Consider the following 4,808-nt stretch of genomic DNA (forward strand, 5'->3'; position numbering starts at 1 on the left):
TAATCATCCTCCGTATAGTTTTTATTATAACTTATTTTCCTATACGACATCTATCCTAACATAGGGGGATGAACTAAAACAATATCTGGTTTTACTTCTTCTAAAACATCTTTCATACGATCAAGGATATTTATTGTAACATCAAAAAGCGTCTGTTTACTTTTCATAATTGACAAATCATAATCTGGTTCAATCTCAAATGTCTCCAAAACTTGATCTAACATCTGGCGGTGTTACCCTGTCACACAAACAATTGTTTCTAGACTTTCTCTTGTTTTTAATTCGTTTACTAATGGACACATTTTAATCGCTTCTGGACGTGTTCCAAAAACGACCATAATTTTATCAAAACTCACGATTGTTTATCTCCTTTTTTAATCCTAAATAAAACATTATTGTATACTTTTTCAAGAAAATCGGTACAGAAAAAAATATTAAACAATAACCAAATAATTATAGTTTGAATAAATCCAGTATTAAAATGTTGCTCATAAAATTTATTTGAGAAAAAAGACATCACTATTGAATTGGATACGTAAGCATACGTTATATTGCGAATAAGCGGGAGCGAACTCTGTCTATTTCCTCTCTTAACCATTTCATAGAGAGATTGAGTAAGAAATGACATTATAAAGATCATAAGAGGAACGCCTATATAACCAAAATCATATACATATGGATAAAATGTTGTGTATACGTTACCTAGAGTTTGATTATTTATTGTTCTGAATGGAAGATCTAACGAATAGAGTAAATCTGGATTATTAAATTTCCTACCTATCCAATTCATTACATGATTAAAAGTTTGAGACTGATCCATCCGGGTATATCCATGAAGTTCTTGTAAAAACGAATCTAAATTTTTTATTGGGGCACCTATGTAAATAGCTAAATAATCTAGTTTTGAAGTTCCGGAAAAACTAGATCTCCCAATTAAAAGTGCAAGTGATTCAAAACTAATAAGTACTAATACAAAAATTATTAATAAGCGAAGTAGCAACCCAGCTTTCAGATTATTTTTAAAACCATTTTTATAATTAATCACAATAAAGTACGATACTACTAAAGAGACAACCATATTAATTAGACCATTCCGTCCACCTAGGATATAGCTAGACACCATGCTTAAAAACACAATAACAGGTATACGATAATTTATTTTTTTTACTGCGAACCACTTATAAACTAATACATAAGAAAACCAAAATCCGCCTGCATTAACTGCTACTCTAGAATAGGTTAACAACTTAGGTAACCAAATTTTATCATCAGAAAACATATTTATATTTCTATATTTTACTATCGCTGATGTTATATTTTGAAAATCACCACCAACTAATATCACTACCGAATACACTGTGTAACTAATTACCAAAATTTCAAAAATTAAGAATAAATTTAACTTCCAATTTGAAATTTTATAATCTTTCAGTTCTAAATTTTCTTTCTGTAATTCTAATTTGTATTTTTTGTAAAATAAGAGTTTGGTTAAATAAGAAACTAATAAAAATGTTACTGTCCCTCCAAGAACTACTAAAAAAGTATTCATAGATAAAGTCAGATTCCATTTATTAACATATAAAGTAGCAAATGCGACTCCTGAAGTGATTGAAACCGAGAATAAAAAAGATGGCGATATCGCATCATACTCGTTTAGATAAAAGCTACCAATAACTATTGCTAACAAAACAATTAATAATAAATAAATCATAAATCATAACTCCTTCGAAATTTTATTCATACACCAGTTACTATCAATTTTTAATTAAGTAGATCTAATGCATCTCTAACTGCTTTTTTAATAAAGTAGCCTTCTCTTAATTTCTTTGAAATATCAATGCTATTTTTTTTAAATTCTAAATACTGTTCTTCTGTAATTTTCGATAATTCCTTATCGATATGATTTAGATTCCTTAAAGCAATCCCTAGTTTATTTTTTACAATAAAGTCTGCTAGAGCAGCTTCTTTCCATATAATTACGGGAATCCCCATAGTCAAATATAATGAAGTTTTATGGGGATTATTAATTCTCATGTATTCTCCAGTCATTCCCGTACATGAATCAGTCGAATTTCCATCCCAGACTAAACCATATTTTCCATTAAGATGATTTCCTAAATCGCTAGGATCAAAAGCTCCTTGATACATAACATTATCTTTATAGTGTGATTTCGGATAAACTCCATATAGATTAATAGGTGTTTTGCATTCTATTTTAGAGATGAATTCTGACTTTGATAAATTCCCAGCAAAAACTATTGAAGCCTCTGTTTTATTATCCTTAACAGGAATTACCTCGTGATAATCGAAAATATTTAAGGAGATAATTTGTGATGTGCATCCATTACTTAATAACCATTTTTTCATTGTATCGTTATGACAAACAACAACATCAAATTCATTACAAAATTTTAATTCTCTCTTAATATCTTTTGGACTATCTTTGTAAATTCTGAACGAATCTAAATCATGTATCACCATAATCTTAGTTATACATTTTTTTTTAGATGCTTCAATAAAGTAATCTCCCATAATACGACTATATGCTGGATATTGATAGATTATTATTGATTCATTCTTAACATCCTTCAAAAAATTTTTCCAATAGAACTTTCCAAAAATCAATCTACGCAATTTGTTTTTCGGTGCTTGAAAGCTTATTTTCGAAAACCCATCATTTACTAGAAATCTAACTATATCCTCTTTTGCTTTACTTCCAGCTGTCATTTGTTGTCCTTCTAAAATTTCAATTACATATTTATCTCTCGTCATTTTTTCCTCCTAGTATTCATATTGAGATTTCGTTGAATATCTCTCTTCAAAAATACTATTTAATTTCTCTACTAATATTTCAAATTCTAAATCTGTACATTCTACATCATTTATACACACTACTTTAGCTTTTTTTTCTAATATTACTTCTTTTAGATTTTTAGTATCCGAAAGTAGTAAATACTCCCCAAATTTTTTGCTCTGAGGTAGATATCTCCCCTCCTCCAATAACCAATATCTAAAAATCCAATGATTTAAATCATTTTTACCTCTAACTTTATTAGGGAAAAAATCTTCGAATTTTTTTGATTCTAATTTATATAACTTTTCAAACATCGATTTAAAATGTGGTTGTGGGAGATGATGATTATAATATCCCGGAATATCATTCCACGGTAACAGTAAAAAATTCTTCAGTAGGTTTTTACCATATCTAAGCTTGAATTGTTTTCTCCAATTTTTTTTCATAGTCTCTTTTTTTATAAAGTGTTCGTTAATAATTATTAAATTATTCAATAATGTATGCGCAAATTCCTCATTTGGAGCAATTTTATTATACACGCCGTAGTCAAGAATCTTATCGCCTATAAAGAAGTCTTCGGGTTCTACTTTATTATTAAAAAACATATCATCATTGAATAATATAAACTTGTCCGAAAGTGCTTCTAATCTAAACAAATTTAATTCGATAACATTAGAATTAAATGTCGGAAGGTATTCCTGAGGTATAAAGTCTTGATGATACACTAGGTTTATTTTAGGATTGCTTAAATTTAGCCATTCTGGTTTTTGATTATCCGTTATTAAATGGATATTATTTACCCAATCACAATTCTCTTCAATAGATCTAAATAAATATTTTAAAGTGCCATAGTCTCTGTATCGTACTTCATCTATTTCTAAATCTCCAATTTTACTTCTTTTATTTCTCCATTCAGAATCTGAACCATCAACCCAAAGTATAACTAAATCTATTTTATCCATATTATCACCCATATTTTTTATTCTATAAAACTACAAATTTTTTGTTCAAACCGATGTTGTTCCTCAAGATAGATATCCAATAAACTATCACATTTTTTTTGAAATTCTATATAATTAAAATTTTCAACATATAATATTATACTCTCGTATACATCATTTTCATTAAAATCAATCGCTATACCTATTCCATTTTTTTCTACAATTTCTCCTAAAAAGGTTCCTTTTGAAGTCAAAATAGGCTTCTTAAAGATTAATGCATCGTAAAGCCTATTTGGTAGTGCAGTTGTAACTTCTAATCCATCATTTCCGTAAATTGCATTTATAAAACTTACGTTATTGTAAATTAGGGGCTTATCAACATTTGAAAACTTCCCATGAAAGTGAACATTCTCATTATTTTTAATTATTTCTTTAGGAGTAAACCCACTATTAACATTTCCCCAATAACCAAACTTAAAACGCTTATCTTCTTTAAAAATTTTAATTAACTTAATGTTTTCTTCCTCATACCTAACATTACCAACAAACCCAATAACTATGTTTTCTTTTTCTAGTGGGTTTTCATACTCAATCTGCCTATCACCCATATTTGAAATATTATGTACTAGTTGATAACTAACATCTTTAGGCAGAAACTTCTTAAAGCCTTCAGAAGATATAATTGTTTTAAAAGAATTCTGTATCACATTTTTTTCAAGAAGATAATAGACTACATTTTTTTCATTTGTATAATCTCTAATATCATAAATATACTTATTCTTATATTTTTTGGTCTGTCAACACTTTTTTAAACAAATTTTATAAGGTGTATAATGGTTCAAGTGCGTGATTTATTTGCCTCCCTCATCCGAATAAGGGATCCTCATTCATCTATCAATCGGCTTGTGTAATCTAACAGCCTGACCTCAAGACTACAAGGGAAAGTGCGCCCTTTCCGTCTTGAACTCATCCTGTTTTGGCGATTATGCCGACCGATAGACGAATGACTTGGGCTAATCGTGTGTGTTGTTGTTTCTTCTCCCAAGTCGTTCGATAGTCAATAGGAGAAGCGT

At 28.8% G+C, this 4,808-nt stretch carries 4 protein-coding genes and 1 pseudogene; all 5 read right to left on the reverse strand.

Annotated features, from left to right (window positions below):
- Window positions 1–68: 68 nt before the first annotated feature.
- Window positions 69–338: pseudogene (locus tag ACFO3L_RS02410) on the reverse strand (UDP-N-acetylglucosamine 2-epimerase); the annotation flags it as partial.
- A 14-nt stretch (window positions 339–352) separates the two neighbouring features.
- Window positions 353–1,711, reverse strand: coding sequence for an O-antigen polymerase (locus ACFO3L_RS02415; protein ID WP_379963471.1), 1,359 nt, complete (start codon window positions 1,709–1,711; stop codon window positions 353–355).
- A gap of 50 nt (window positions 1,712–1,761) precedes the next feature.
- Window positions 1,762–2,772 carry a glycosyltransferase gene (locus ACFO3L_RS02420; RefSeq protein ID WP_379963473.1) on the reverse strand — a complete coding sequence of 337 codons (1,011 nt, stop codon included), beginning with the start codon at window positions 2,770–2,772 and terminating at the stop codon, window positions 1,762–1,764.
- Between the two features lie 9 nt (window positions 2,773–2,781).
- Complete coding sequence (locus tag ACFO3L_RS02425; protein ID WP_379963475.1) at window positions 2,782–3,756, reverse strand: stealth family protein; 975 nt, start codon at window positions 3,754–3,756, stop codon at window positions 2,782–2,784.
- A 17-nt stretch (window positions 3,757–3,773) separates the two neighbouring features.
- Entirely contained in the window at window positions 3,774–4,442 is a 669-nt protein-coding gene (locus ACFO3L_RS02430; RefSeq protein WP_379963477.1) for a glycosyltransferase, read from the reverse strand.
- Window positions 4,443–4,808 lie beyond the last annotated feature (366 nt).

It is taken from the genome of Enterococcus eurekensis, assembly GCF_042654605.1.
Taxonomy (GTDB): domain Bacteria; phylum Bacillota; class Bacilli; order Lactobacillales; family Enterococcaceae; genus Enterococcus_I; species Enterococcus_I eurekensis.

Excerpts from the sequence above, each read along its gene's own strand:
- ACFO3L_RS02420 (WP_379963473.1), bottom strand. The coding sequence starts at position 2,772 with ATGACGAGAGATAAATATGTAATTGAAATTTTAGAAGGACAACAAATG.
- ACFO3L_RS02415 (WP_379963471.1), bottom strand. The coding sequence starts at position 1,711 with ATGATTTATTTATTATTAATTGTTTTGTTAGCAATAGTTATTGGTAGC.
- ACFO3L_RS02425 (WP_379963475.1), bottom strand. The coding sequence starts at position 3,756 with ATGGATAAAATAGATTTAGTTATACTTTGGGTTGATGGTTCAGATTCT.